General features: G+C 29.1%; 13 protein-coding genes and 1 riboswitch. Of the genes, 1 reads left to right on the top strand and 12 read right to left on the bottom strand.

Annotation, left to right across the window (positions count from 1 at the left end; genetic code table 11):
* Positions 1-12: 12 nt before the first annotated feature.
* From ACFIJ5_RS03605 to ACFIJ5_RS03585, 5 genes are all read right to left on the bottom strand, one after another.
* The gene (locus ACFIJ5_RS03605) at positions 13-795 is read right to left on the bottom strand and encodes a tyrosine-protein phosphatase (RefSeq protein WP_379803894.1); all 783 of its coding nucleotides are present in this window, start codon (positions 793-795) and stop codon (positions 13-15) included.
* Complete coding sequence (locus ACFIJ5_RS03600; protein WP_379803892.1) at positions 764-1,519, bottom strand: CpsD/CapB family tyrosine-protein kinase; 756 nt, start codon at positions 1,517-1,519, stop codon at positions 764-766. Before ACFIJ5_RS03600 ends, ACFIJ5_RS03605 begins: the two co-directional genes overlap by 32 nt.
* A 16-nt stretch (positions 1,520-1,535) precedes the next feature.
* Positions 1,536-2,225: a YveK family protein gene (locus tag ACFIJ5_RS03595; protein ID WP_379803890.1), complete on the bottom strand. Its 690-nt coding sequence runs from the start codon at positions 2,223-2,225 to the stop codon at positions 1,536-1,538.
* 35 nt (positions 2,226-2,260) lie between these two features.
* Positions 2,261-3,919 (bottom strand): cell wall-binding repeat-containing protein, encoded by a 1,659-nt coding sequence (locus tag ACFIJ5_RS03590; RefSeq protein ID WP_379803888.1) that lies wholly within the window; start codon positions 3,917-3,919, stop codon positions 2,261-2,263.
* Between the two features lie 97 nt (positions 3,920-4,016).
* Complete coding sequence (locus tag ACFIJ5_RS03585; RefSeq protein WP_379803886.1) at positions 4,017-6,512, bottom strand: cell wall-binding repeat-containing protein; 2,496 nt, start codon at positions 6,510-6,512, stop codon at positions 4,017-4,019.
* A gap of 673 nt (positions 6,513-7,185) precedes the next feature.
* On the opposite strand from ACFIJ5_RS03585, the gene ACFIJ5_RS03580 reads away from it, so the two are divergent.
* Entirely contained in the window at positions 7,186-9,243 is a 2,058-nt protein-coding gene (locus ACFIJ5_RS03580; RefSeq protein ID WP_379803884.1) for a methyl-accepting chemotaxis protein, read from the top strand.
* A 149-nt stretch (positions 9,244-9,392) separates the two neighbouring features.
* Here ACFIJ5_RS03580 and ACFIJ5_RS03575 read toward each other — a convergent pair whose 3' ends face one another.
* From ACFIJ5_RS03575 to ACFIJ5_RS03545, 7 genes are all read right to left on the bottom strand, one after another.
* Positions 9,393-10,070 (bottom strand): CpsD/CapB family tyrosine-protein kinase, encoded by a 678-nt coding sequence (locus tag ACFIJ5_RS03575; RefSeq protein ID WP_379803882.1) that lies wholly within the window; start codon positions 10,068-10,070, stop codon positions 9,393-9,395.
* Between the two features lie 15 nt (positions 10,071-10,085).
* A riboswitch (cyclic di-GMP riboswitch) is annotated at positions 10,086-10,169 on the bottom strand.
* Between the two features lie 212 nt (positions 10,170-10,381).
* Positions 10,382-10,654: an RpnC/YadD family protein gene (locus ACFIJ5_RS03570; RefSeq protein WP_379803880.1), complete on the bottom strand. Its 273-nt coding sequence runs from the start codon at positions 10,652-10,654 to the stop codon at positions 10,382-10,384.
* Positions 10,655-11,437: 783 nt separating this feature from the next.
* Positions 11,438-12,250 (bottom strand): cohesin domain-containing protein, encoded by an 813-nt coding sequence (locus ACFIJ5_RS03565; protein ID WP_379803878.1) that lies wholly within the window; start codon positions 12,248-12,250, stop codon positions 11,438-11,440.
* Between the two features lie 97 nt (positions 12,251-12,347).
* Positions 12,348-15,071, bottom strand: a complete 2,724-nt coding sequence (locus ACFIJ5_RS03560; RefSeq protein WP_379803876.1) for a dockerin type I domain-containing protein — start codon at positions 15,069-15,071, stop codon at positions 12,348-12,350.
* A gap of 53 nt (positions 15,072-15,124) precedes the next feature.
* On the bottom strand, positions 15,125-19,189 hold the full coding sequence (locus ACFIJ5_RS03555; RefSeq protein ID WP_379803874.1) for a S8 family serine peptidase: 4,065 nt from the start codon (positions 19,187-19,189) through the stop codon (positions 15,125-15,127).
* Between the two features lie 131 nt (positions 19,190-19,320).
* Entirely contained in the window at positions 19,321-23,574 is a 4,254-nt protein-coding gene (locus ACFIJ5_RS03550; RefSeq protein ID WP_379803872.1) for a S8 family serine peptidase, read from the bottom strand.
* A 274-nt stretch (positions 23,575-23,848) separates the two neighbouring features.
* The gene (locus tag ACFIJ5_RS03545) at positions 23,849-25,999 is read right to left on the bottom strand and encodes a cell wall-binding repeat-containing protein (protein ID WP_379803869.1); all 2,151 of its coding nucleotides are present in this window, start codon (positions 25,997-25,999) and stop codon (positions 23,849-23,851) included.
* Positions 26,000-26,066: the final 67 nt, after the last annotated feature.

Below are 26,066 nucleotides of genomic sequence, written 5' to 3'. Positions count from 1 at the left end.
ACCCCCTTTCAACTACTTTCTTCTCCCAAACACCCTACTAAAAAATCCTTTCTTAACTTCTATCTTTCTATGCACTACCTCAATATCTTGTCCCCCAACAAGTCTTGAAGCATTTGCAGTAACTCTTTTGTAAAGCTGTTCATTGTTATTCTTTAGTAATTTGCAACACTCACTGAGTACTGGCTTTCTTCTTCCTGTTCCATGTGCATCAGATGCAATAAAATCACAAACATTATTTTCTATGAGTTTTTTCGCGGATTTTTTGCATTCTTTTCCATAAATACCTAATATGCTTCCTGCTGTTACTTGGAATAAGCACCCCTCAGATATAAAATTATTTAATAATGTTAAATTATCGTTAAAAAAATAAGGATACCTTTCGGGATGTGCTATAATAGTTTTAATACCCAAAATTTTTAATTCATATATTGTGTCAAGTGCATGCTTTGGAAATTCACCCCCATGAAATTCCAAAAGCATGTACTTTGTCTTATGTAGAGGTTGTATAATACCTCTTTTGTAATATTCTAATGTGTGTTTATCTAAAAATACTTCCTGGCCAGGTAATATTTCTATGTCTATATTTCTTTTTTTAGCTTCAATATTAAGCTCTTCAACTTTTTTTGATACATCTTCATATTTATTTTCAAAAGAACCTTCCATGTAGAAATGGGGAGTGGCAATAATTTTCCTTATGCCATCCTCCTTTGCAATCTTTAACATTTCCACACTTGTTTCTAAATCTTTTGCTCCATCATCTATACTAGGAACTATGTGACAATGAATATCTATCATTTGTAGAATGTACTCCTTCTTTTTTTATTTTCTTCTTCTTTGTCTTTTCTCCATTTTCATCACTTTCATAGTAATAATAATATCCATAACCATAACCTTTACCTTTTTTCATAGACATTCTAGTAAGTACTACTCCCAAAATCTTTGCATTTACCTTCATTAAAAGTTCCTTAGCTCTTACGCACATATCTTTTTCTGTTCTGTTAGATGCTACTACCAAAAGAACTCCTTGAACTAAAGTTGATAATATTTGTGCATCTGTAACTGCAAGAACTGGTGGACTATCTATTATAACTACATCAAATTTTTCCTTTGCTTCATTTAAAAACTCTTTTAACTTATTAGATGAAAGCATTTCTGATGGATTAGGAGGTATAGTTCCACATGTTAATACATATAAATTTTCACTATACTGTTTTGCTGCTTCTTCAAAAGTAATCTCACCTAATAAGTAATTTGAAATTCCCAATTCATTAGACATATTAAATTTTTTATGTATAGTAGGTTTTCTTAAATCACAATCTATTATCAAAACTTTTTTTCCTGTTTCTGCTGTAGTTAAAGCTAAATTACAAGAAGTTGTGGATTTTCCTTCCCCTGGTCCTGAACTAGTTATAAGTATAGTTCTTATCTTTTCATCAAAGGATGAATATTGAATGTTAGTCCTAAGAGTTCTAAATGCTTCTGAAGCAACAGACTTAGGATCCTTTTGTAAAATCAACACTTTATTTTCCTCCCTTTTAATCCACGTGGTGTTCCGGTATTAATCCGATAACAGGGATATCTAAATACTTTTCTACATCATTTTCTGTCTTTATTGTGTTATCCATATATTCAAGAACAAAAGCTGCACCTACAGAAACCATTAAACCAAGTAAAAATGCTATTGCTATATTTAACTTTTTCTTAGGTTTTATAGCTTTTTCTGGTATTTCTGCTTTATCTAAAATTTGAACTTCTCCATTTGACAGTAATTCTTTTGATCTTTCTATAAAAGATTCTGTAAGAACTTTTGCAATGTCTCTAGCTTCCTTTGGATCCTTGCTTTCTGCTTTTATATCAAGTATTTGAGTATCTGCCTGTGGCGTTACTTTAACAATATTCTCAAAATCTTTTTCATCTATTTGCAAATTTAATTTTTTTATTGTTCTATTTGCAACTACCTTTGATTTTGCTATTTCTGCATAAGTTTTTACAAGTTTTTGATACATCATTACATCATTGTAACTGTATCCCTGTTCCTGTTTTGAAACTTTGTCTTGTTTTCCTATTACTACACTAACTTTAGATTCATAAGTTGGTTTTATAACAAAGAAACTTATTATTCCTGCTAAAAGCGTAGAAATCAATGTTATACAAAGAATTAATTTGATTCTTTTTCTTAATATCTCAAAGAAATCTTTAAGATCTAAAGTAAATTCTTCTTGCATCTACTCTCCTCCATATTACTTCTTAAACTTTTTTACTACATCAATTGTTCCAACATTTGTGAATAACTAACGTATGGTGCTCCTTTAATTAATTTCTTTAATAATTCTTCTTTTTTTGCATTACTTAATTCGTTATAGTAATCATATTGTACTTTTATTACTGAATTATAATTTGATAATGTTTTTCCTGAAAGTTTAGTGTAATTAACTCCACCACTCATAAAATCATATACATCTTTTACAAAACTAAAGTCTTTAAGCTCATCAACACTTTTTGCATTATTAACCGTATCTAAACTATCTTGAATTAATACTCTAGTCTGTACTAAGTCATCAAACATTTCCTTTACATCATTTGCTGTTTTATATCCACTTGCTGGTCTGTTAGCACACATATCACTTGCTGTAACTTTTTTTCTTCCTTCATTTAATGTATTATATTTTTCTAAGTCTATTCCCAATGCTTTTGAATTATTTTCTAATACCTGTTTCATATTTAAAAATGAAGCATTATTTATTGAATCTAATACCTTCTTTATTGAATCCTTATCTTGTCCATCATCAGAAGTTTTTCCTCCACCAGTTGTAGAACCGCTGCTTGTTCCTCCACCAGTACTTGGTGTGTTTGCTCCACTTGTATTATCTTTATCTTTTTCATTAACATCTTTATTATTTTCTTTTGTGCTAACTTTTTTATCTAAATTAATCTTTATAGAATCTATAACTGAGTCTGTTAATACACTTTGTCCACCTAAAGCTATTATCTCTGGTTTCTCAGATAGATTATTTTTAATTATTTCTTGTGAATATTTCTTTTGATTTTTAGATGTTAATATTATTGAGCTTGAATTTTTTGCAGCTAAAGCAGCACCACTTAATGCATCTGCAAAATCTTTTTTCCCTGGTCCTCCTACTGCTGCATATACTTTTTTAAAGTTTATGTCTTTAGAAAATCTATTTATAATCTGTAAGTTTGTCTTATATCTATCTTTTCCACCTAGTCTCTCTGAATTAGGCATGTTATTTTCTATTTCCTTGGAAATTACTCCATTTTGTCCTATTATGTACGTTTTAGTTATTGATTTACTTTTTATAAACTTTTGTACTTCCACTGGAAGTGATTTTTTACCTGTAAGTAATACTGGTATTCCTTTTTTTGCTGCTATTGGAGCTATTGATAAAGCATCTGCATAATTATCTCCAGAAGCTAGTACTATTTCACTAGAATCAATCTTGTCTGCAACTTTTACTGCTGTTTCATATCTATTTTTTCCACCAATGCGTTCTACTGTAATTTTAGAATCTGCTTTTTTAACTTCTGCTTCTACTTTGTCTGATAATGCTCCTTGCATTCCCATTATAAATATGTGCTTTGCTCCTAATCTTTTTATTTCACTTAATATGTCATTTGATATGTTATTTTTAGGACACAACAAAACAGGTGCATCATATTTTTTTGCTAATGTTACTGCACATAATGCATCTGGATAATTTTCTCCACTTGCTAGAACTACATAATCACAGCCATTATTCCAGCCATCTTTTGATACTGCAATTGAGGTTTTATATCTATCATTTCCACTTAATCTTTTAGTTTTTATACTGTTTCCGTCTACTGCATATGCATAACTTCCACTGCACATTAAAATTGATACACTTAAAGCGGTACTTGCTAATAAACTTTTCTTTTTCATCATATTCCCACCTTTTTTATTTATTGTGGAACCACATTTCTTTTGTATTTTGTAAAGGGAAAGAAGTTTCTTTCCCTCTACATATTGGTTTTTATTTTTACTTAACTGTTACTGTTAAATTAGACTTTACTGTTAATTTTTCTCCGTTATCATTAGTGAATTCTGTTATAACAGTAGCTTTGTTTCCAAGTTTTTGTATTAAATCATTAAGTGTTACTTTGTTTAAGTCCTTATTACCTAAAACGTTTTTAACTTTTCCCATTAATTTATTTATTTGGTCGTAATCTAGTTTTACATTTCCATTTTCCTTATATACACCATCTTTTGTTGTACCAGTAGAAATACTTTCTGTTCCTACTGTTACTGTTACTTTTGATGCTTTATAAGTACCATTTTTTGTTGTTATAGATGGTATTGAAAATTCTTTATCCTCAGCATAATTTTTCATTGTATTGACTGCATCATCAACTGTTTTAATATTCTTATCGTTTCTTAAATTGTCCAATAATTCTTTTGCAAGATTCATATCTGGTTTTTCAACGTCAGTTATTCCAAATGGTGCTAATAATTGTTCTTTGATAGTTTTAGCATTAGAACTTGTTATTCCTAATTTTGTTTTAGCTTCTTCTTTTTGTCCACTTGCCTTATTAAATGCTGTTGTAAATAAATCAACTACAGCCTCATGGTTTGCATTACCTTTATCTTTAGCTGCATCAAATAGTTGTTGTGCATTCATTTTTGCAAGATTTTCATTTACTTCTATATTTGCATTTAAATCTACTGAAGTTTGTGTTTTGTCCTCATCATCATTATCATTGTCACTATCATGATGATGTCTTGAAGAGCTGCTTGATGAACTTGAAGAACCACCAGTTGTATCAGTCTTTGGTGCTTCTGTGCTGTCTATTGGTTTTGCTTCTGGAAGTTTAGTGTTTTTGTCTGCTGGTGTTACTTTTACTCCTGAAGCAACTTGTAATTCTTTAACTTCTACATTTGAACCAGCTTTAACTTCTACATTTACTTTAGCTGTTATTCTTCCAATTACAGCATTATCAGCTAATACTAATTGTTTTATTGATCCATCTACTACAACTTCTCTAATATGTCCTTTTAATGTTACTACTTTGCCTTCTTGAGTAGATTTTTCTATTTCAACTTTTTCAAGAGATGTTCCACTTTGAACTTCTACTATTGCACTTGAAGTTGCTTTTATTTGTTTAATTTCTGATTTTCCTTCTACAACAACTCTAACTGCATCTTTACTTGCTACTTCAACTAAATCTGCTTTTACATCTTTTAAATGTATACTGTCTTTTGCTCCAGATAAAATTTTAATAGAATCTGCTTCAACATTTTGTAAATTTGAAATTCCTGTTTTACCTGGATCTACGTATAATGTTCCATTTACTTTTACATTTTTAATAGTATCTTTATTTCCTTCTACATAAACATTTCCATCTATACTTTCATTTTGAACTGTTATGTTGTTTCCTACTACTTCTATATTTTCACCTATTTCTTCTTTCTTTGAAGAATCTTTTGAACCCTCAGTTTGTCCATCTTTGCTGTATACTTTAGCATGGATTTGCATTGAGTTTACACTTTCCTCTGGAAGAACTGATTCTCCACCTAATGCTACTACTTCAGTACTAGGATAAAGATATCTATCAGTAAATTCTTTTACGCTTCTTGGAAGTGTTTTTGATGTTAAAATTACTGGTGATGAAGATTTTGCTGCTGCAGCTGAACCTGATAAAGCATCAGCAAAATCTGTTGCCTTTGGTCCTCCAACTGCTGCATATACTTTTTGAAAATTAATTTCATTACCAAATGCTTTTAAAACTTCTGCATTTGTTGCATATCTGTCTTGTCCACCAAATCTTTCAACATTTTTAAATTGTTTTTCAATGTTAGATGATACAACACCAGTTTGTCCTATAATGTAAGCTTTTCCAACATTCTTACCTTTTACGAAATCTTGAACTTCTTTTGGAAGATTATCTTTTCCTGTAAGTAATATTGGCATTCCTTTTTCTGCTGCTATTGAAGCAACTGATAATGCATCAGCATATGTTTTTCCAGATACTACAACAACTTTATTTGAACCAACTTTATTTGCAACTTTTACTGCAGTTTCGTATCTATTAGCTCCCTCTAAACGTTCAACTGCTATAGATGAATTTGCTTTTTTAATTTCATTTTCTACAGTTTGTGAAACTGCACCTTTTCCGCCTACTATAAATACATGTTTTGCATTTAATCTTTTGATTTCTTCTTTAGTTTCACTAGAAAGAGAATCTTTTTTAGTTAATAATATTGGTGCATTGTACTTTTTAGCTAATGGTGATGCACATAAAGCATCTGGGAAGTCTTGTCCACTTGCTATTACTATGTACTCAGCTCCATCTTTCCAGCCATCTTTAGAAATTTCCACAGAAGTAGCATATCTGTTACTTCCAGATAATCTTTTTACTGGTTCAATAGTGTTTGAACTAGCGTTTGCTGCATATACATTTGCGCAAGGATACAACATTGATACTGTAAAACCAACTGCAGCCAATGCACTCATCATTTTGATTTTTTTACTTATCATTTTCTTACCTCCATATTTGATTTATTTATAATATGTAAAAAATAGATACCCCTTTTAAAATCCAAAATATCCTTTAACTTTCAATTTTGAATTTTTAACTGTATAACTAACTATGTCTATTTTGTAAAAGTCATTTTCAATTTATTTCATGTAATAATTATGTATTTTTGTATCTTTTAAACATAATAACATAAAAATATAATAATTTACCATAACAATATAAATATTACAACTTTTATTATGTTTTGTAAATATTTGTTCTTATGGATATTTAATTAAATTTAATTTAATTAAATTTCTTATTTAACTTATATTTTTATGTAAATAAGTATATAAAAGTGAAAAAATGGTTGTATTTTGTAATATACAACCATTTCCATTTTAATTTTATTCATTTTTTTGTAATTTTCTACATTTCATTTATCATTTTTATTCATTTATGTATTAAATTTGTAATATTTATTTTATCTGTTTTTTCAACAAAAATTTAAATTACTTCATTTGGAAAAATTTACACCCCAGGGGTCCTTCCATTTTTTGGACCCCTGGGGTTATTACTATAACAAATAGGTTTTATTTTAATAATTTTATAAAAAAATACATTTAATATTTTATATGTAATAAAAACTTTAATATGGTATAATTTTAAATGTTTTAAGGAGGCGATTTAAAAGTGTTTACAAAGGAAAAATTAAACTCAGTTAGAGTTAAACTAGGGATAGTTTTGGTTTTAATCATGGTAATTCCAATGATTATAATAGGAACATCATCATATTTTAAGTCCTATAATACTTTAAAAGAACAATCTAATAAGAGTATTACTCAATTAGTAGGTGAAATAAATAATACAATAGATGAATTTCTTTTAAGTATATCAAGAAAAGATGAAGCCCTTTCAAGTAACACACTATTTAAAAATTTTGTAGAAAAGGAACAAAATACAGGTTTAAAAAATAATGAAGGTATAAATAATTCTATAGCTGCATTAAAACAAATGCTTTTACATACAGTAGAGAAAAATCCCAACATAAAAGCAGCATACATAGGTACAAAAAATAAAAATATGTACTCTGGTAAAAATCAATATATACATAATGTGGACGGTAAATATGATCCAACAACCTCTGACTGGTATAAAAGTGCACTTAATAATAAAGGTAAAACAATTTGGACAAGACCTTATATGGATAAAAATAAAGAAAATAAAAAAGAAATTTTAGTAATAACAGCAGCTCATACTTTGCAAGATGAAAATGGTGAAGTATACGGTGTAGTAGCTATGGATATTACTCTAGAATCTCTTATAAATAAAATAAATTCCATAAAAGTAGGAGAAAAAGGAAAGGTATATATAACAAATGAAAAAGGAGAATTTGTTATATGTCCAGATAAAAAGAACGTAGGTAAACCTGTAAGTAACAGTGATATATTAAATAATCTCTCAACAAAGCAAAATGGTAAATTAGAATATACACAAAATGGTGATAAAGAATATATGACTTTTGTAACTAATACAAATACTAACTGGAGAATAGTTGGTAACTTTAATTATAATGAATTACGAGAACTCACTAAAGGAATACAGTATTTCACTATGCTGGGTATTGTAATAGCAATTATACTTTCTTTAATCATTTCAAAGATTGTAAGCAACAAATTAATTGGGGATAATTTAGAAAGATTAGACCTAATATTTTATAAAAGTGCTAGTGGAGATTTAAGTAATAAAATGGAAGTTCACAGCAAAGATGAATTTGGTAGAATAAGTAAAAATTTTAACAAGATGCTTGATGGTATAAAAAATATTTTATATGAAATTAAAAACAATACAAGTACCTTAAAAACAAGTTCTGGTGAGCTTAATCAAATAGGAAGTGAAACCAAAAAGGCAGTAAATGAAATAGCTGTTACTATAAATGAAATATCACAAGAGAGTTTAAATCAATCAAATAAAACTGAAAAAGGAAACAAAATAGTAGAAGATTTAGCGGAAAATATAGAACATATATCTAAAGAAATAGAAAGCATGAAGAAAAAATTTGATAATGCAAAACAATTGAACGACGATAGTTTAAATACGGTTAAAGAATTAACTGATAAAAATGATAAGATGTATAATGCTGAAAAAAATCTAAATAAAAATGTAATTGAAGTAGATGATACTTCTAAAAAAATAGAATCTATAATATCCGTAATAAATGATATATCAGAACAGACCAGTCTTTTATCATTAAATGCTTCTATAGAAGCCGCAAGAGCTGGAGAAGCAGGAAAAGGTTTTTCTGTCGTAGCTGAAGAAGTAAGAAAACTTGCAGAACAAAGTGCAAATTCAGTTAAAGATATAGAAAATTTAATATCTGATATTCGAAGAAAATCTCAAAATGCAGTTAACGTCATAAATGATAATGAAGAAATATTTAAAGAGCAACACGCTGCTGTGGAAAATGTTCGAAAAGCATTCAATAATATATATAAAGAAATAGTTAGCCTAGCATCTAAAGTAGATAACATAAGTAACTTAAATGATAATACCTTAGTAAAAAAAGATGACATGGTAAATACAATGTCTAATATACAAGAATCAACTCAACAATATGCAGCATCCACTCAACAAGTATCCGCAGCTGCAGAAGAAACATTATCAAATATGGAAAGTGTAGATGATTTTATCAAAAACTTAGATGAAATTATTAAAATATTACAAGAAAAAGTAGACAAATTCAAATTTTAATTGGAAAAATTTACACCCCTGGGGTCCTTCCATATTTTGGACCCCTGGGGTGCTTCTATTTTTTGGCATTCCTTTTAGAACTTGTTACTGAAGTGACACGATTCCTAACACTATATAGATATTTACTTCACAGGCATGAGCGGCCTTAACTATTTTTCCCCTGCCAATGCTGAATTGTAATAATACTGATATCCATAATTCTTTTTAGATTTCACCTTAGTCTTAGTTAATACCGCTCCTATTATGTTTGCATTAACCTTCTCAAGCATAACCTTAGCCTTCTTACATAACTCTGCCTCTGTCTGGCAAGAACCAATCACAAAAATTACCCCATCCACCATACTACCTAATACCTGTGCATCACTTACACTTAAAACTGGTGGACTATCTATAACAATAACATCAAACTCATTTCTAACTCTATTCAAAAATTCCTTAAACCTTTTCGAAGATAACATTTCAGACGGATTAGGTACATTTCTACCAGAAGACAATACATACAAATTCTTTGAATAATGATTTATCATACTATCAAAATCAGCTTCCTCTTGTAAGTAATTAGACAAACCATAAGTATTAGATATATTAAACTTTTTATGGATAGTAGGTTTTCTAAGATCACAATCTATGATTAATACCTTTTCGTAAATCTCAGACATAGACATGGCAAGATTACATGCTGTTGTTGATTTTCCTTCTGATGGTACGGTACTTGTTATAAGAATTGTCTGCATTTTTTTATCAAAAGATGAATACCTTATATTCGTTCTAAGTGTTCTATAATTTTCAGAAATCATACTTTTAGGTTTTTTCTCTACAATTAACATAGCTTGGCCTCCCTTTATCTCGAAGGCCGGGTGCACTACTAACTCCACTTATTCCAAGTGCCCAAATAAAGAATAAGCATCATAATTTCCTTCAACTCTTCACTCAACTTTTATAAATAAACACAGCTGAGATATATTTCCAATATTTATCTTTTAACAATATTTTATAATATTTTGATAATTTTGTAAACGGTATGCAAACAATTAATATGTACAACAAAAAATCCAGCATTTCTGCTGGATTTCTACTCACTGCTTACCCCTGGAAATTTTTGCACCCCTGGGGTGCTTCCGTTTTATGGAATAAAATGTTATTTGTCACATTCTTTGTTTTTACATTCCATAATTGAATTATTTATTCTCCTTTTTAGTTCTATTATTCTTTCATTAGTTAATTCTGTTACTTCCATTATTTCTTCTATGCTTTTACCTTTTTTTATCATATTTATTGCTATCATTTCTATTCCTTTTTCCATTCCTTTTTCCATTCCTTTTTCCATTCCTTTTTCTATTCCTTCTTCTATTCCTTCTTTTCTAGTTTTTTCAAAAGTCTCTTTTATTGTCTTTGAAATGTTAGAAGTCATAGTAACAACCTCCTCTTTATTTGCTATTAATATATCTTCTATTTTTTCATCATATTTACTAAAAGTTCTTTGTTTGAAAATAAATCTTTATAACTTTTATCGTGTATGTTATGTATTTCTTTTTTTATTTTCATTTTATTTTCACCTATATCCTTAATTATAATCTTCTATATAAATATTATATACTATAACCAACTTTTCTAAAACAAAAAAATCCAGCATTCTGCTGGATTCATATTTACTGCTTGCCCCTGGAAAAATTTACACCCCAGGGGTCCTTCCATATTCTTACGAATTTGAAAAAAGTTATTTTTTAATTACTAATTCCTGTGGAATATTAATTAAAAAATCTTTTTTCAATATGAGTAAGTATTAGAGTACGTTATGGAAGTGAAGGCTCCCTTTTCTTATACCCTTTTTTATTTTCTGGCTTGTACTGCCATTACCTTATTCTACTGGGATTTCTATTGAACTGGAAAAAATTACACCCCAGGGGTCGTTCCATTTCGTTCCATTTTATACCTTTCTTCATTCACTAGCTTAAGCACTATCTGCCTGTGGTAAATATCTATATAGTGTATAGGATATCATTGGAACAAAGTTTACAAGTTCTTAGTCTTACGAATTTCAAAAGAGTTATTTTCTGATAACTAATTCCTTTTGGAATATTTTTCAGAAAATCTTCTTTTGAATATGAGTAAGACTTAGAACTTGTTACTGAAGTGACACGATTCCTAACACTATATAGATATTTACTTCACAGGCATGGGCGACCCCATCACCTTATTTCACTGGAATTTCTATTACTTTGGAAAGTGGATTCATGGAATAAATCGTATCCCAAACCATTGCCTTCAACTTATAGTTTCCAGCCTTTGGTATGCTCATCATTCCCGTAAGCTCAACACTCTGTCCTGGCAATATTTTCTGGTAACCAGCATTATAACAAACAAAACCCTTGCTCTCTACATCATACAAAGCAACCAACAAAGTTCCATTCTTAGCAGCCTTTCCATTATTCTTTACCCTTACCGTAACCTTAGCATCAGAACCCAATTTAAAACAATCATCATCACTTATCTTAGTTATTTCCAAGTCACCAATATTTATATTTTTCTCTTCCTTCATCTTTATAGTTTCACCATTCTTGTCAGAAAGAATGCTTTTATCTAAAACCTTAATACCAAAATCCCCTGAAGACTTTTTAGTAAAAATCGCACTAAACAAAGTTCCTGAAGTTTTACTCTTTATTGTTTTTCCAACATTCGTTATAGAATAACATACATCATTCTCTCCATCCAAACCATTGTATAAAAGCTTTGAATTAGTATCCTCAACTATTACATTTCCACCCATTACTTCATCAAACTTCAATGCATCCTTATTATAAGTTAAATACACCTGTGCACCATAAACATCCTGAAATCTATCAACATCAATCATAACCTTTACTTTATTGTCCTGCATTTCTTCCGTTACTACTCTATAATTAGCAGTTTTGTCTACGTCTTTTGCTTTTACTTCAATGCTATTTATATTAAACAAAGGAATTATAAAAATTAAAGCTGCTATGAAAATTATAATCCTTTTTTTCAATTGTATCCCCTCTTTCACATCAGGGGGGATCACCCCCCATATTATATTCATATTTGTAAATGCATACTTTTTTATTGATTAGTTTTGCAATTCCCTTTTATTTATCTTGTAAATAAGCTTTCATTAAATCAGCATCTTTTTCATCTATTTTTCCGTCTTCATTTATATCACTTTTTGAATATTGCTCCCATGACTTTTCATCTTTATTTGTCACACCAATAGCCCTTGTAACCACTATTAAATCTAAGAAATTTATTTTTTCATCACTATTCAAATCAAAACTTAACCCTTTTACTATAAACTCTTTTCCAAATGCACGCTTAGGTTTATAATCATTTTGAGTATAATTAACTTCTCCAAAAGACAATTTAGTTTTTGTACCATTTAATGATTTAAATGTAACTTTTAATAAACTTACTAAATCTATTTCTTTTTCTGAATTTAACTCAAATGATATATTTCCAGTTTCTTTTCCTTCAGCATCTTTTTCTATAATTACTTTAACTTTATCCTTAACTTTATCCTTAACTTTATCTTTTAAACTTTTCTCAACTTCAACTTTTAAAGCACATAATGCTTTAATATCATATTTAAGTTTAAATTTCATAGTTCTTACTTTTTTTACGTCTGTTTGTACTGTAACATCAAACTCCTTATTTACACTAACTTTTTCTACGCTGCTAGTTATAAAAACATTTCCTGCATCTATAACTACTGGAGCTTTACATGGTTTAAAATAATATCTATAGTATCTGTTAAAAATATTCCCCTCTGCATCTTCTAAATTTTTATCTATAACTATCGAATATATTTTTTCTGTATCTATTTCATCATCGTTTTCTTCATTTTTATTTATTTTATTATCCTTATCTTCTTTCTTATTTATTTTATTGTTGTCATCTTCTTTTTCATCTTTATCTTTTCTACTAAAAACTACTGAAGATGTATCTATTGTGCACTTATTTCCTTCTATAGTAACCATTTCCTCGGAAATAGGTATTTCTTTACCTTCCCAGTCATAAGAATTTTTATATTCTGTCATAGTTATAAATTTAATAATATTAGAAACATCGCTGCTAAAATTATTCTTTGCTATTATTTCTATTTTTCTAGGATTCCTTGTTATTTGTAATGCATCATATTTACTTTTTTCTACTATACTTTCATCATCTACTTTTAAATCTATCAATGAATTTATATTTTCATCTTTAACAGTTTCAAAATTAATAACTACATCTTCAGCCTCTATTGGAGTTTCATCTGCAAATTTAATATCCTTTGGTATAACTATTTTATATTTAGCATTTGGTGAAAATTCCATTATATCTGAAAATGATTTTGCTAATTTAACACAAGTTTTACCATCTACATCCTCAGCTTTTGTTTTTACATATGGCACATCTGCTTTTCCTTCAGCTACTGCTAACCTTATAAGTTCTAAATTATATTTACCTTTTAAACTTTCATGTTTTATTAATTTAGCAAATTTTATTTCTATATAACTTAATTCTAAAGGAATGTTAGTTAATCCATCTTTCATACATATTTTATTTTCATCTTTATCATAAGCAGTTATACTCTCAATACTTTCAGAAATTTTAATTTCTTCATCAGGCTTTTCCTCTTCTTCCTTACATGGTTTAAAAACATATTCATAACTTCTGTTAAGAGTATTTCCCTCTGCATCTTCCAAAGATTTATATATTATTACTTTATATATTTTATCTTCAAGAAATTTTATTGAAGATGTATCGATTGTACACTTATTACCTTCTACAGCAATCATTTCATTATTAATAGTTATCTTTTTTCCTGTATCATATATTTTTTCACATTCTTTAATACTTACAGCATTAACAATATTAGAAACATCACTATCAAAGTTATTCTTTGATGTTATTTCTATTTTCTTAGGATTCTTTCCTATTTCTAATGCAGAATAGCCACTTTTTTCTGCTATACTTTCACCATCTATTTTTAAATCTGTTACTAAATTCTTAGTTTCATCTTTTATTATTGTAAACTTTATAAGTGTATCTTCTTCACTTAATAAATTTCCATCCTTATCTTTAGCGGTTTTGGGAATAACTAGTGCATATTGTGCATTTGGAGTAAATTCCATTACTGAACGTCCATAAAAAGGTAGTAATGACACACATGTTTTACCATCAATCTCTTCAATTTTTACATTAGTTAGTACGCTATCTGCTTTTCCAGAAGTCACTCTAAACTTTACTGCATATGATCCCCAACTATTTTTTAAACTCTTTGCATCTACCAACTTATTAAATTTTACTTCTACTTTTTTAAGCTCTGTTTTTACATCAACTGCTCCGTCTTTTAACTCAAAAGCTTTATCTTCTTTATCATAAGCAGTTACACTTTCAATCTTCAAAACACTTTCTTTTTCTTCCTGTCCTAATTGTTCTTTCTTATCATTACTATTTTTGCTCTCATCTTTATTTTCTACTTCATTTTTATTTTCCTTTTCTTCTTTATTTTCATCTTGTTTCTTCTCTTTATCTTTGCTTTCTTTCTCTTCTTTATCTTTGTTTTCATTTTGCTTCTTATCTTTATCTTTATTTTCTTCTTTACCTTTATCTTCGCTTTCATTCTCTTTCTTATCTTTATTTTCATTTTGCTTCTTATCTTTATTTTTATTTTCTTCTTTACCTTTATCTTTATTTTCACTACTCGATGTGTTTTCTATAATTTTTGAAGGAGTTGTTTTTTCCTCAGCTTTAACATTTGATGCTGGCATATAAACTAACAGCATCATTATACTGAGGGTTACTGCTAAAAACCTTTTAAGTTTTTTCATTGCCTTGCCCCCTTTTATATTCACACTTCTACGATAATTTTACCTTTACAACTTCATATATCTTCTTTGAAACATTCTGTTAAGAAGTTGAAATCTTTAAAATCCATTACCCCATCTTTATTTAAATCTAATTTAGAATCAAAATCATCATCATCTTTAGAACTTCCTATTTTACTTGCAAAGGCACATATATCCTTTATATTTACCTTTCCATCACTTATTAAATCAGGCTCTGCTATTATAAAGCTTCTATCTATTAATGTATTTACTGCTACCTCATCACCTAGATGATTTACTACTAATAATTTATCTAATTTTATCTTTACATCTCCAAGTTTTTTAGCATTTAATTTCATTTGAGCTAAAATGCCTTTTATTATGCCTGTAGCATCTTTGTCCTTATTTGTATTTAATAATCCTACAGCATAAGTTACTTTACCATCTTCTACTTCTTTTTGTAATAATCTTGAATTAGTTGCATTAAATAATTCAGATTCATTTATATCACTTAAAGATACCTTATCCTTATCATATAAAACTTCAAATTGAAGACCATATACATTATTTAAACCACTGTTATCTTTTATATCTCCATTTAAATTCACATTGAAATCTTTATTTATTCTTACAATATCATCTACACCTAATATGATATTACTTCCAGTACCTCCAGATACTGCTTCAACTTTTGCTCTTCCAAGCATATCCCCATTATCATCTTTTGCATATAAAAATCCTACATATTTACCTTTTTTAGTTGGAACTCTCACTCCTAAATCTACTTCACCTAATTCTCTATCTAACTTCAATTCATTTTTATCTAATACTAAAGATTTTTCTCCAAAAGAATCATTTGCAAGTTGAATTGTATAATCAAAACTAGTCTTTGGAGCTGTCTTAAATGCTTGAATTTTTACTGCATATTTTCCTGGCTGCAAAGCTTCTGCAAACATTTCTTCATCTCCACCAGACTGTGCTGATTGAGCAATTTGTTCTACTTCTCTACCTTTTTCATCTAATTTTACTAATTCAATGTCTAAATCATCATTTGCATTAGCACACTTTTCAGTTTTAATTTTTGCAAATAAATTTATATCATTTTTATCTATAGTAAATATCTTAATCAAATCTTCTCCATTATTTATTGATAATTTTTCAGTTTTCTTATTAGTATCTTCTCCTACCATATTTGTAGTAGATAATTTTATTGTTTTGTTATCATCTTTTGTAGCATTTAAAATCTTAAATTTAACTTTATTTTTCTTATATTCTCCACTCATACCACTATACTTTATTACATCTGGCTCAAAAGATATTCCTCTAAGTTTTGCAGTAAGTGAATTTTTTCCTGAACCTTCTTTAACGTCCTCAACTAATCCTGAAAATAAATCTATCTCCCAAGTACCTGGCATAGGATTATTTATTGTTATATTTTCAGAGTCGTAAGGAAATGCTAACCAACCTGCTCCATCTACTTTTTTCTGTATACCAGTAGGTTCAGTTATTATTGGTTTTAATTGACTATAATCCATTTTTTCATCCATTTTAAGATTCAAATCTACTTTTTTAGTTCCATAAGGTACTCTGAAAAAGTGTTTACTAACATTTCCAGGATTTACTCCTTTAGAATCATTGTCCACTATAACTGGATTATTTACATTTAAGTCTTTATAATTTATTATTGTTACTGGTATAAATCCTTCTTTTAATACTGTATTTGGGTCGTCCATATTTATTATTAAAGAATTTATTCCATTGTTTAATTTTTCTTTATCTACAGTTAATGTGATTTCTTTTTCTTCTCCTTTTTTTAATGTAATAGTATTACTTGGAAGTTTGATCCACTCATTTTCATATCCATAACTATCCTTACTCAATTTAATAGATACATCTCTATCTTCTGCATTTGCAATAGTAACATTTACTGTATCTGGTATATCTCCACTTCTAACATAAAGACCTTCTGGATTATAATTTAGCTTTTCTTTATAATCAAAAGCTGTTTTTAAAACTATCTTATTTCTACCTATATAACCTTCTTTGTCTTTCAAACTATTTTCACTTAATCCTTTTTTCTTTAAATCTTCTAAATAACTTAACGCCTTGTCTGCATCTATAAGGCCTCCCCCTATTTCCACAGGAGTATATTTTTCAGAATTAGGATTTTTATTTCCTGTTTCAAATATAGCTTCCTTAAGAACTAGAGGATGGAATGGTATATTTTTTTCTTTCATTGCCTGTTTTACTGAAGCTATTATACCTGCTGCATATGGACTTGCCATACTTGTTCCTTCCATTAATCCATATCCAACATAATCTCCTCCATTAGGTTCTGTTTCTCTTATTTCAGATTTTTCCCACATTGGTGCTGAAGATATCATACTTCCTGGTGCCAATATAGTTGGCTTCAATCTTCCATCTTCTGTAGGACCTCTACTTGAAAAATACCATAAGCCGTCTTTTATTTTATGACTTCCATAGTTTACATATGATGGACAATAAGCCCCAACAGTAAATGCCCATTCACTAGCACCTGGAGTTCCAACAGAATTTATGCTCGGCCCCTCATTACCTGCGGATATAGCAAATACAGTACCATACTTTCTGCTTAGTTGATTTACTAATATCATACTTGGATCATTTCCATCATCGATATCAGGTAAACTTCCTAAACTCATATTTACAACATCTGCTCCATTTTCACAGGCATATTCCATAGCTGCCATATAAGCTGATTCTGGAGTACCTCCATCACTCTGAAATACTCTGCATGCCATAACTTGTGCATTTGGTGCTGCCCCTTTTAATGTTCCATCTGTTACTAAATTTCCTTTTTCATCTTTTACAGTCTCATCTATAAAGGGAACTTTCTTATATCCATTACCAGATGAATCCCCAGCTACATGAGTTCCATGACTATTTCCATCGTAGCCAAGATTCATAAACCATTTTCCATTTCTTTTTGAAACTGTTGTAACTACAAAATTATATTTTGTTCCTTCTAAATTTTCACCTTTTCCCATGTTAGAAAAACTGTTTACAAGCATATTATACTTTTCTTTAAATTCTTCTTTTATTTTTGGATTTTTATTTTCATCTAGTACAGGTTTTCCATCTTTAACTTCAAATATTGGCTTATCCTTGAATTCTTTAACTGTTTCTTTATAAATAGCCATGTCCTTTTCATTACTCATATCATTATTCATATTTGTATCAACAATTATTCTATAATTTGCTAGATTATCATCTTCATAGTTATACACTATAACAGGAATTTTATCTTTAATATCCCCATTGTTATTAACATCATGATGTTTTAAACCATAATAATAAACTAATGCAGATTCATCAAAATTTCCTACAAGGACTTTACCTTCCACTTTATCTGGAATCATTATTTTCTTTTCGTTAAATTCAACATACTTTTTGTTATTCACATCATCCTTTTGAACTTCTGCCTCTTGTAAAAATACATCTCCTTCACTGTCTTCATTACAGTAGCTCCAAAAATCCTGCCAATCAACTATTTTAATTTTTCCTTCATTAGTTAAAGTAAGCATTTCATTACCAGGCTCTACCCCAGTATCTATTACGGCTATTTTTGTTCCTTTTCCATCATATCCTTTGCTCCAAAATTTACTCATGCCCATTACATAATTACTATATTCTAAATTTGGATAAGCTATTTTGCTATTTTTAGGAGTCATATCTTCCTTATTTATAGGCTTTGGAAGTGATAAAATTCTATTTCGTCCTATAGCCTTAACATTTTTTATTTTAGATAACTTTGAAGCTTTATTAACTGGTACCTTTGCTACAAATACGCTTTTACTTTCTTTATGAACTTGCGCTCCTTTTTCTATTAAACTTTTACTAATATCTGAACCATCTGAAACTACTAACAGTTCTATGCTTTCATCGGATTTTAAGTCTTTTACCCCCTGCTCTAAGGCAGCTTTTGTTATTTGATTTTGCAGAACTAAAGCTTTATCTTTACTTTGTATAGATTTTTTTATCTTTTTGCTGCTTTTCTTATTTATATTTACTGCTGAAGCTGTACCTGTTGATGTGAGAATCATAGCCCCAGATAAGGTAACAGCTAGAATCTTTTTATTCAATTTTATGCCCCCTTTTCTTTTAACTTATGAACCGTCCCTCACTTCTTTACCAACATTCCTTGCTATTATTGAAGAACCGTCCCTTACTTCTTCGCCAGCATTCTCTGCTATTTTTGAAGAACCGTCCCTCACTATTTTGCTTGGTAGTTGAAGTGTTTTATGATGTAGTTTATGTCTAGTTCGTCAATAATGTCGTCTTTGTTTATATCTGCATCGGCTCTATATCTTACATCCTTTGAATCTGCACCATATGAATAAGCTGCATAAGCATAATCCTTTACATTTACAATTCCGTCTCTATTTATATCAGGATTTGCTACTATAATATTTTGCTTTTCTACTTTTACTGCAAGCTCTTGTCCTTCATAATTACCTAATAACATTTTATCTACGTCTATACTTCCCATTTCAAAATTATTTGCCTTAAATTTTATAGAGGCAATGCTTCCTTCAGTTATTCCATTAAATTTGATTCCTTTAAATGCATAGGCAAATCTAATTTCTCCAACTTCTTTTCCGTCTTTATCTTTTACAATTTCTTTTTTAACTTCATAACTTGGATTATCTGAAAATACCTTTCCTAAGGATAAATCTTTTGCAGATAATTTATCTGGATTATATCTTAATGTAAATTCTATTCCATATAATTTATTTTTATCTTCTTTAACTTCACCAAAATCAGCTTCTAAATCTAAAGTCAAATCTTCATCATCTAAGGATACTTTATCTTGTTTTATTCTTATTACATTGTTTGTACCCCCTACTTCAGCTCTTATTGGAATTAAAGTTATTCTTTTTCCTTTATCATCTCTTACTAAAATTCCAGCCATATAATTTCCTTCTTTTATTGGCGCCTTTAATGTATATTTGTATTCTTGAAGCTTTCCAGGTTCTATAGCTTTATTTCCATTTATAATCATAGAATTTTTTACTGCATCCCCTTGGTTTACTACTTCATTTAAAATATCAAAATCTAAAGATCCACTAGATATAATAGTAGGAGTTGCAGCTACTGCATAACATCCTGGTTCTAATTCTTCAGAAACTAATGAAGATAAGTTATTTCCTGATATATACTTGTGTTTTATTTCATCTCCAACAATATATTTTCCATCAGAAAGCAATTCAGCTTTACGTAGAGATATCTTCATGTCATCATCTTTAGTCATATTTGAATTTATTATAGAAATTTTATTATATATATTTTTATCATCTTTCTTTATTTCAAAAAATTCTTCATGATCTCTAAATGCAGCTAATCCTTCTACTCTAGTTTTCTTTGCAGCTTTATCTAAATTTATAAATCCAAATCCAGATACATTTACAGTTTTCTCACTTGTGTTTGAAAATTTTATATTTCCTGAATATTTTTCTCCTAATCTAAAATCCAAATCTTTCTCCGTTTCACTAGAAACTACTCCTATACTTGAAACTGTTACTTTTGCCTTTCCTACTCCTTTTGCTATTATAGAACTATATGGATTTATTTCCCAAGTTCCATCCCATTTATTAATTGAATTTCTCTTTGATGATTTTAATTCTTCTTTATCTATTACAACTTCTACTTTCTTTACATATTTGCCATACTTATCTACATCTTTAGGTTTTTGAACTCCAGTGTATTTGTACATATTATCCCAAAAATATCCTAAACCATTAGGCATAAATATTTCTGGTCTTATTCTTTGACTATACCTGTCCCCTTCTTCTGGTGCTTCAAGGGTAACTTTAAACTTTGTTAAATCTTTTGGTACTTTTACAAACATTCTTTGGTATTCACCTGGTGCTAATTCAAATTCTTCTTCTACCAAAGTTTTTTCAACTGATAATGCTTCTGATTTTATTATGGTTACTGGAATTATACAATCTATTTGATAAGTTTCAGGGTCATCTAATTTTATATATAAAACATTTACTCCAACCTCTAATTTATTTTTGTCTATTTTTACATTTAAATTTTGAACTTTTTCTTTTGGTACATTCAAACTATTTTGTACTTGAAGCCAGTCAGTTTTTTGATTTTTACCCCATGTTTCCTTAGTAATTACTAAGTTTACGTCTCGATTTGTAAAATTAGATATGTCTATAGAAACATTTTCTGGAATTTCTTTGTCTCTTACATACAAGCCATATGCAGTACTTTGCATTCTGTCATCATTTTTATACTTAACATTTGGTATTAAATAATTTGATTTGTAAGAAGTGTATTTATAAGTCTTATCGCTTAAATCAACAGGCCATTGCATTGAAGGATTGTCACCAGTTAAAAGTTTTGGAAGCTTATCTGAATTTTTATAATTATTTATAAGTTCATTATAAGCAGCTACTGGATCTATCATTCCCATACCTATTTCTACAGGATTATACTTTCTATTGTTTGTTTCTTTATCTGCTGTTTTCATAATAATTTCTTTTAAAAGAAGTGGATGATAAATTGAATTTCCTTCTTTATTTTTTATTTTTTCATTTATTACTTGTTTTAAAGCTGCTGCACAACCTGCTGCATATGGAGATGCCATACTTGTTCCTTGAGATCTTGCATATCCAACTACAGGTCTTCCACCCCAGTCTTTAAATATATCTTGGTCATTATATTTTTTTCCTACAATATTCCACATTGGTGATGATGATATCATAGAACCTGGTGCAATTATATCTGGTTTTATTCTTCCATCATCACAAGGTCCATTAGAAGAAAATGACCACATAGAATCTGGAGCATATTTTGCATCGTCTCCTGTTACATAATAACTTGGACAATAAGCACCAACACTTAATGCGTTCATACTATCTGCAGGAGAACCATTACTATTTACCCCAGGGCCTTCATTACCATTTGCCATCACAAAAAATGTTCCATATTTTGTAGATAATAAATTTGCATATAAAGCTCCTACTGCTCCTCCATCTGTAAATTCGGGAGAACCACCTAAACTCATGTTTACTACATCTGCTCCGTGAACTGCTGCATAACCCATAGCTTTAATATATCTATATGGTGAAGTACCTCTATTACTGTTAAATACTCTTAAAGCCATAATTTGTGCCCCTGGAGCTGCCCCCTTCAAAATTCCGCTAGGCTCTTTTTCCTTATTTACAAACTCATGAGATTTATATCCATTTGCACTTGAATCTCCTGCTACATGAGTTCCGTGTCCTTTTGAATCCATAGCTATATTAATATACCATGAACCAAATATTTCTTTTTCAACACGAGTACAAACAAAATTTGACCTTGTATTTTTTATATTTTCATCTTCCCCACTGTACTTATTTTTTATAGTATTAAATAATTTGTTGTAAGTATTTTCATATTCATCTTTTATCACTAATTCATCTTTATCAACTTTTAAAGTGTTATCTTCATTCATTTCAAATATTTCTTTATCTTTAAGTTTTGATGCCTCATCTTTATAAATTCCAATTACTTTCTCATCTGAAAGATCGTTATCATCATCTGTATCAAACAAAATGCTTTCATATTTACCATCATTATCACCGTCATAAGCTACTAAAGCATATTTATTTGCTTTTCCATCATTATTAAGATCAAAATAACTTTTATCTTCTCTTATCATTTTTTCTTCTGGATATACTGTAGCTAAAACTTTTTTCCCTTTTAAATTTTCAGGAACTTTTATATCTTCCTTTGTTCCAGTTACAAATTGAGGATTGAATATACTGTTAACTTGTGGATTGTATCTGTAAGGAATATCTACTTTTCCATCTTCTCCTGGCGTAACTTCTTTCAGCTCATTATCTCCTTCATTTGGGTTTGTACCAAAAGTTGAATAGTTAAAATCTTGATAATCAACTATTTTAAGTTTTCCATGTGAAGTTGATTTTAATAACTCATGATTTGGTTCTACTCCTGTATCAATTATTGCAATAGTAGTTCCTTTTCCATCATATCCTTTTTTCCATAATTCCTTAATTGTGGTATGCTCATGTGCATATTCTAATTGTGGATGTGCTATTGGTAATTCATTTGGTGGTTTAATCTCTATCATTTGATTTGTTCCAACACCAAGTGCTTGTGAAATTTTAGCTATGAATAGAGCATTTTTTGCAGGTATTTTTATTTTGTAAGCCCCTTCAACAAATCTATCCACAGAAGATGCCCCACACTTAAATAATTTCTTTGTAATATCCACATCTAAATCAGATATTATTAAAAGTTCAACTTCTTCCTTAGAATCCAGCTCTACATTCATCTTTTTCAGGTTATCTTTTATTTGATTTGAAAGCTTCATCTTGTGTATTTCGCAAGTATTTAAAGTTTTGTCCGGATTTGACTCTTTTATAGGCAATGCATAAGAAACGTTAATGGAAGACATAATCATAAATGTACTCATTACAATCCCTATAATCTTTTTTGATTTCAAAATTTTCGCCCCCTTTTATTTTTGATATAATTGTATTAATATCTCAACTTTCACAGTAAAAAAATACTGCTTAGCGGAGGGAAATGATATATTGCGTAAGAAACATTTGAACAAAGTTTACAAGTTCTTAGTTTTACGAATTTGAAAAAAGTTATTTTTTAATTACTGATTCCTACGGAATATTAATTAAAAAATCTTTTTTCAATATGAGTAAAGCTTAGAACTTGTTACTGAAATGAAAGGTTTCTGAGCAAGATATCATTTCCCGCAGCGGCTATTTTTCACCTACGAAGGCTGAGTTAATATTAAACTGAAAATCAGTTTTGCCTGCTTTTATTCCATTTACTGCCCCATGATAACTACCTTTGTCCAATTTTACTTCAAATGTAACTTTACCAGCTTTAAAGTTTTCTTCATCCACTTGATCTAAAAATACTATTTTGTCGCTTCCTTTTTCATAAATTACAATTGTAACTGCACTGTCTTTTATATTAGAAGCATTTATCTTAACAATATTTTTTGTAATCTCTTTACTCAAAACTATTTTGCCTACTTTTTCTCCAGATTCTTTATTTCCATCATTATTAGAATTTCCACTATGTCTATGACTATCTTTTTTTGAACTATCATTATTTAGCTTTTCATTTATTTTTCCTTCACCTTTTGTATTTACCTTATTATTATTGGCATTTAAAACTCCTACTTCTGCATTTTTGTCAACTTCTAAATTTAAATCCGAATCAGCACTTAAATTATCTATTTTTCCTTCTTTAACTTGTAAATTACACTCATTCATAACTTCAACATTTTTATAGTGTCCTTGTAATTTAACAACATCATGCATATTATTGCTGTACACTTTCAACTTATCAACATTACCATTATTAGCTATCAATTCACAGTCATCATATACAAGTACTAGTGGATACTTACCTTTAAGTTCTACTTTTCTATCATCTATAGAAGATTGCTCTACTTTTACAACAGATATTTCTTCATTTTTAGCTTGTATATTAGCACTAGCTCCCATTGTTAACTCTTTTATACTGCTTTTCTCTACTACTAAATTAGAAGTTTTTCTTCCATATAATGAAACTTCATCAACCTTTGAATCTTTAAAAGTTAATGTTTGGTTATCTCCTGATAACATTATTATTTTTTTAGCTTGTACCTTGTTTAAATTTATTCTTCCACCATCAATTTTATTTATATAAATATTTCCACTTGTATGAATGTTATCTAAATCAATATTGCTGCCCTTTATATATATATCACCTATTAAATTCTCAAAATTTTTCAACCCTATTCTATTTCCATCTAAGAATATATTTTCATCATTCTTAATTGCAGCTTTATTTTCATTTCCGTCATATTGTCCTTCATTACATATATGTTTTACCTTTATAATAATTTCATTTTCAATATTTTTATTTACTACTTTTTCTCCACCTAGTAAGATAATTTTAGAAGAAGGGAATAAATTTTCTTTTAGAAATTGCTTTGAGGTCTCTGGAAGCTTATCAGATTTTGTAAGTATCATAGGCGAGAGTGTTTGACAAGCTGCTGCTCCTCCTGTGAGGGCATCTGCAAAAGAATTTTTTGTATCTCCTTTAGATATATAAATTTTGTTAAAATCTACATCATTATAGAAACTTTTTAATATTTTTATATTTGTTTCATATCTATTTTTTCCATATATTCTGTAACAATTTCCTAGTTGATTTTCAATTTTTTTATTTATTACATTCTTTCCACCTATTATATAAGATTTCTTTACTGAATTTTCTTTTATATACTTCAATGATTTGTCTGAAATTTCTGTATTTTTAGATAATATTACAGGCATGTTTTTAATTGCTGCTATGGGTGCTATAGATAATGCATCTGCAAAATCATTTCCAGTAGCAATAACTACCTTATTACATTTACCCATTTTTTCGGCTATTTTTAATGATGTGTCATATCTATCTTTACCAAAAATCCTTTCTATATTTTTTACTGTTTTTATACCTTTCAATTTACTTTCTACACATTTACTTAGTGCACCATCTCCTCCAACCATAATAATATGTTCTGCCTTTAATCTTAATATTTCTTTTTCAACACTTTCCGGCAGCGTATCGTGTTTTGAAAGTAATACCGGAGCATTGCATTTCTTAGCCAGTGGTACTGAACATATGGCATCTGGAAAACTTTCTCCACAAGCTATTACAACGCATTTGGAGGTTTTAAAACTAGCTTTAGAGATTTGTACTGAAGTTTCATACCTGTCCCTGCCACTCAGTCTATTGGGTACCATCAGTTTAGGTTCCACAGGTTGGGTGGTATCTGGCGCCGCTGCATACGCAGGCATCACATTGCAAGACATCATTAAAGCCGCTGCATACATTGCCGCCAGTTTTGTTAAATTTTTTTTAGGTTTCATAAACAGACTTTCCTCCTTTATCTTTAATTTTTTATTTTGGATATTTTCCACTAATTATATTATATTA

Origin of the sequence: Haloimpatiens myeolchijeotgali (assembly GCF_042688525.2) — a bacterium.
Taxonomy (GTDB): Bacteria; Bacillota; Clostridia; order Clostridiales; family Clostridiaceae; genus Haloimpatiens.
Note: the sequence above shows the minus strand (reverse complement) of the source record. Positions and strands in the feature narration are given on the sequence as shown.

Excerpts from the sequence above, each read along its gene's own strand:
- ACFIJ5_RS03545 (WP_379803869.1), bottom strand. The coding sequence starts at position 25,999 with ATGAAACCTAAAAAAAATTTAACAAAACTGGCGGCAATGTATGCAGCG.
- ACFIJ5_RS03570 (WP_379803880.1), bottom strand. The coding sequence starts at position 10,654 with ATGACTTCTAACATTTCAAAGACAATAAAAGAGACTTTTGAAAAAACT.
- ACFIJ5_RS03585 (WP_379803886.1), bottom strand. The coding sequence starts at position 6,512 with ATGATAAGTAAAAAAATCAAAATGATGAGTGCATTGGCTGCAGTTGGT.
- ACFIJ5_RS03595 (WP_379803890.1), bottom strand. The coding sequence starts at position 2,225 with ATGCAAGAAGAATTTACTTTAGATCTTAAAGATTTCTTTGAGATATTA.
- ACFIJ5_RS03590 (WP_379803888.1), bottom strand. The coding sequence starts at position 3,919 with ATGAAAAAGAAAAGTTTATTAGCAAGTACCGCTTTAAGTGTATCAATT.
- ACFIJ5_RS03605 (WP_379803894.1), bottom strand. The coding sequence starts at position 795 with ATGATAGATATTCATTGTCACATAGTTCCTAGTATAGATGATGGAGCA.
- ACFIJ5_RS03575 (WP_379803882.1), bottom strand. The coding sequence starts at position 10,070 with ATGTTAATTGTAGAGAAAAAACCTAAAAGTATGATTTCTGAAAATTAT.
- ACFIJ5_RS03560 (WP_379803876.1), bottom strand. The coding sequence starts at position 15,071 with ATGAAAAAACTTAAAAGGTTTTTAGCAGTAACCCTCAGTATAATGATG.